The organism is Aurantimonas sp. (assembly GCF_964217435.1).
GTDB lineage: Bacteria > Pseudomonadota > Alphaproteobacteria > Rhizobiales > Rhizobiaceae > Aurantimonas > Aurantimonas coralicida.
Map to the genome: position 1 here is coordinate 1 of NZ_CAXPJM010000025.1, position 3,871 is coordinate 3,871.

The following is a 3,871-nucleotide window of genomic DNA, read 5'->3' on the forward strand; positions in this document are numbered from 1 at the left end:
GCGATCTTCGCCGTGCGCGACATCGGGCGTCTCAGTTGCCCATGAAGCGGCGGAACCGCTCGCGCCCTTCGGCCTCCTCGGCCGCCTGGCGGGCGGATTGCAGCGCCTGCGCCCGGCCCTGCGCCGCGACCGCGGCGGTGAGGTCGGCGAGCTGCTGCGATTGCAGCGCGAGGAGCTCGTTGCCCGCCTGCGTCGCCTGGAGCGCGCCGGTCGCCGACTGGCTGGCCGAGACCAGGCTGTACATCGTCGTGCGGGCGCCTTCGATGTTGCCGACGACGCCGGCCTGCACCTGCAAGGCATCCTGAAAGGCGCCGACGCTATCCTCCCAGCGGGCATTGGCGTTGGCGACCATCTGCGCGTGGGTGCCGGTGAGCGCCGCGCCCTTGTAGCGGCCGTTGAACACCTGCTGGACGTTCTGCACGTCATAAGCGATGCGCTGCGCCTCGCCGAGAAGCTGCTGGGTGCGCTGCACCTGCTGCTGCAACTGCTGGAGCGAGCTGAACGGCAGCGAAGCCAGGTTGCGCGCCTCGTTGACGAGACTGGTCGCCTGCTGCTGGATTTGCTGAATCTGGTTGTTGACCTGCTGGAGCGACCGCGCGGCCGTCAGCACGTTCTGCGCATAATTGGTCGGGTCATAGACGATCCCGCCGAACTGAGCGTGCGCCGGCGTGGCGGCGGTGATGCCGATCATGCTCGATGTGGCGATGGCGCCGGCCAGCATGGCGCGGCGCAGGATATTGGGTTTCATGGGGTCGTGTCCTTCAAGGCAAGGGGGAGCTGGCCGGCATCTTCCCGGCGACCGGCCAGCGGATCGAGTTGGGGTTCGGGAAGAAGATCGACCGCCCAGGCCAGGCCGCGATGGCGCAGCCATTCGGCGGCGAAGCGCTCGCGGCCGTGGGTCTCGACCAGTTCGGCGATGCGGAGCTGATCGGTCTTGGAAGACGCGGCGGCGAAGGCCAACGCGACCTCGCCTAGCCCCAGCTCGAACAGCCGGTTGCCGCGCCGCGACTGGCAGTAATAGTCGCGCTTGGGCGTGGCCCGGCTGAGGATTTCGATCTGGCGAGCGTTGAGGCCGAACCGTTCGTAGATGGCGGCGATCTGCGGCTCGGCGGCGCGCTCGTTCGGCAGGAAGATGCGCGTCGGGCAGCTCTCGATGATGGCCGGCGCGATGTTAGAGGTTTCGATGTCGGCCAGGCTCTGCGTGGCGAAAACGACGCTGGCGTTCTTCTTCCGCAAGGTCTTAAGCCATTCGCGGAGCTGGGCTGCGAAGTCGGGGGTGTCGAGAACCAGCCAGCCCTCGTCGATGATGATGAGCGTCGGCGAGCCGTCCAGCCGGCCTTCGATCCGGTGGAACAGGTAGGACAGGACGGAGGCGGCTGATCCGCCGCCAACCAGGCCCTCCGTCTCGAACGCCTGCACCGACGCTTCGCCGAGCCGTTCGACCTCGGCATCGAGCAGCCGGCCCCACGGTCCACCAAGGCAATAGGGGGCGAGCGCCTGCTTGAGCTGCTGGCTCTGGAGCAGAACCGCGAGCCCGGTCAGCGTGCGTTCCGGCACGGGCGCACTGGCAAGGGAGCCGAGCGCCGACCACAGATGCTCCTTGGCCTGCGGATCGACGGGGACGCCTTCGCTGGCGAGGATCGCCGCCAGCCATTCGGCCGCCCATGCGCGCTCGGCCGGATCGTCGATACGGGCGAGCGGCTGTAGCTGGACGCTGCCGTCGCCGTCGTCGGACAGCCCGAGATCCTGCCAGTCTCCGCCCGCCGCCAGCGTGGCGGCGCGGATCGAGCCACCGAAGTCGAACGCGAAGACCTGGGCGTTCTCGTAGCGGCGGAACTGCATCGCCATTAGCGCGAGCAGCACCGACTTGCCCGCGCCGGTCGGGCCGACGATCAGCGTGTGGCCGACATCGCTGCCATCGGGGTGAAGGGAAAACCGGAACGGGGTCGAGCCTTCGGTCCTGCCATAGAGCAAGGGGGGTTGTCCGAAGTGCTCGTCCCGTTCCGGCCCCGCCCATACTGCTGACAGGGGGATCAGATGGGCGAGATTGATGGTGGAGATCGGCGGTTGCCGGACGTTGGCGTAGGTGTGGCCGGGCAGGCTCCCCAGCCATGCCTCGATCGCGTTCATCCCCTCGGGGATCACGGTGAAGTCGCGGCCCTGGATGACCTTCTCGACCAGCCGCAGCTTCTCGGCCGCAATGGCGGGATCGCCGTCCCACACCGTCACCGTCGCGGTGACATAGGCCATGCCGGCATAGTCGGAGCCCAGCTCTTGCAAGGCGGTGTCGGCGTCGGCGGCCTTGTTCGAGGCGTCGCTGTCGAGCAGCGTGGACGCCTCGTTGGTCATGACTTCCTTGAGGATGGCCGCGACCGATTTGCGCTTGGCGAACCATTGCCGCCTGATCCTGGTCAGCAGCTTGGTCGCGTCGGTCTTGTCGAGCATCAGCGCGCGGGTGGACCAGCGATACTCGAAGGCGAGCCGGTTCAGCTCGTCGAGCAGGCCGGGGAAGGTCACGCTCGGGAAGCCGACGATGGTGAGCGTGCGCAGATGGTGCTCGCCGAGCTTCGGTTCGAGCCCGCCGGTCAGCGGCTCGTCGGCGAGTAGCGCGTCGAGGTGCATCGGAGTTTCCGGCACGCGCACGCGCTGGCGGCGGGTTGAGATGGTGCTGTGCAGGTAGGTCAGCGTCTCGCCGTCATCGAGCCAGCGGACCTCGGGCACGAAGCCCTCGACCAGATTGAGAACGCGGTCGCTGCGGTCGGCGAAGCCCTTGAGCAGTTCCCACGGATCGACGCCGCTGGTGGACCGGCCCTCGTAGAGCCACCCTTCCGCGCGCGCCGCTTCCTCGGCCGGCGGCATCCACAGCAGGGTGAGATAATAGGCGCTCTCGAAATGCGCGCCTTCCTCGCGGAACTGTTCGCGGCGCTCCATGTCCACGAGCGCCGAGACCGAATCGGGAAAATCGGAATCGGGGTAGTCGAGCGCGGGACTGCGCTGCGCCTCGACAAAGATCGCCCAGCCCGAGCCGAGACGCCGGAGCGCGTTGTTGAGCCGCGCGGTGGTGGCGACCAGCTCGGCGGGTGTGGCGCTGTCGAGATCGGGGCCACGGAAACGCGCCGTGCGCTGAAAGCTGCCGTCCTTGTTGAGAACGACGCCCTCGCCGACCAGCGCGGCCCAGGGCAGGAAGTCGGCCAGGTGGGCGGCGCGATTCCTGTATTCGCGCAGGCCCATCATGGCCGCATCCACGCCGGATAGCGGAGGTGCCGCCGGGCCACGTCCACGAACTGCGGATCACGGCGCGCGGCCCAAACCGACAACGCATGACCGATTGCCCAAATCGCCAGCCCGGCGATCCAGAGGCGAAGGCCGAGGCCGATCGCGCCGGCGAGCGTGCCGTTGACGATGGCGAGCGAGCGCGGGGCGCCGCCGAGCAGGATCGGCTCGGTCAGCGCCCGATGGACCGGCGCATAGAAGCCGGCGATCGGCTCGACGGGATCGGCCGCGCCCGTCATGCGATCAGCGCCCCGCCGCCGAACGAGAAGAACGACAAAAAGAAGCTCGACGCGGCGAAGGCGATCGACAGGCCGAAGACGATCTGGATCAGCCGGCGAAAGCCGCCCGAGGTGTCGCCGAAGGCCAAGGTGAGGCCGGTCACGATGATGATGATGACCGCGATGATCTTCGCGACCGGCCCCTCGATGCTTTCGAGGATGGATTGCAGCGGGGCTTCCCACGGCATCGACGACCCGCCCGCGTGGGCGGGCGCCGAGATGGTGAGCGCGATGACGCTGGCGGTGGCGGCGAGCATGGCGCGGCGTGCGCCATGCGACAAGGCATGGATCATGGCAGGTCTCCGGTCTGGGGGGTGGTG

4 protein-coding genes are annotated in these 3,871 nt (G+C 68.3%); all 4 read right to left on the reverse strand.

All coding sequences use genetic code 11. The annotated features are described in order from the left end of the window. Positions 1-31: 31 nt before the first annotated feature. From trbJ to ACEQX1_RS10990, 4 genes are read right to left on the reverse strand one after another with little or no spacing between them, the layout of a single operon-like run. A complete protein-coding gene (gene trbJ, locus ACEQX1_RS10975; RefSeq protein ID WP_017503598.1) occupies positions 32-748 on the reverse strand; it encodes a P-type conjugative transfer protein TrbJ in 717 nt (238 codons plus the stop codon). Further along, the gene (trbE, locus tag ACEQX1_RS10980; protein ID WP_282499692.1) at positions 745-3,234 is read right to left on the reverse strand and encodes a conjugal transfer protein TrbE; all 2,490 of its coding nucleotides are present in this window, start codon (positions 3,232-3,234) and stop codon (positions 745-747) included. The genes trbJ and trbE overlap by 4 nt, the downstream gene beginning before the upstream one ends. Then, positions 3,231-3,512 carry a VirB3 family type IV secretion system protein gene (locus ACEQX1_RS10985; RefSeq protein ID WP_017503596.1) on the reverse strand — a complete coding sequence of 94 codons (282 nt, stop codon included), beginning with the start codon at positions 3,510-3,512 and terminating at the stop codon, positions 3,231-3,233. The genes trbE and ACEQX1_RS10985 overlap by 4 nt, the downstream gene beginning before the upstream one ends. Next, complete coding sequence (locus tag ACEQX1_RS10990; RefSeq protein WP_370196826.1) at positions 3,509-3,844, reverse strand: TrbC/VirB2 family protein; 336 nt, start codon at positions 3,842-3,844, stop codon at positions 3,509-3,511. The genes ACEQX1_RS10985 and ACEQX1_RS10990 overlap by 4 nt, the downstream gene beginning before the upstream one ends. Between the last annotated feature and the right edge of the window lie 27 nt (positions 3,845-3,871).

Coding starts and splice junctions, on each gene's coding strand:
- trbE (WP_282499692.1), bottom strand. CDS start 3,234: ATGATGGGCCTGCGCGAATACAGGAATCGCGCCGCCCACCTGGCCGAC.
- ACEQX1_RS10985 (WP_017503596.1), bottom strand. CDS start 3,512: ATGACGGGCGCGGCCGATCCCGTCGAGCCGATCGCCGGCTTCTATGCG.
- ACEQX1_RS10990 (WP_370196826.1), bottom strand. CDS start 3,844: ATGATCCATGCCTTGTCGCATGGCGCACGCCGCGCCATGCTCGCCGCC.
- trbJ (WP_017503598.1), bottom strand. CDS start 748: ATGAAACCCAATATCCTGCGCCGCGCCATGCTGGCCGGCGCCATCGCC.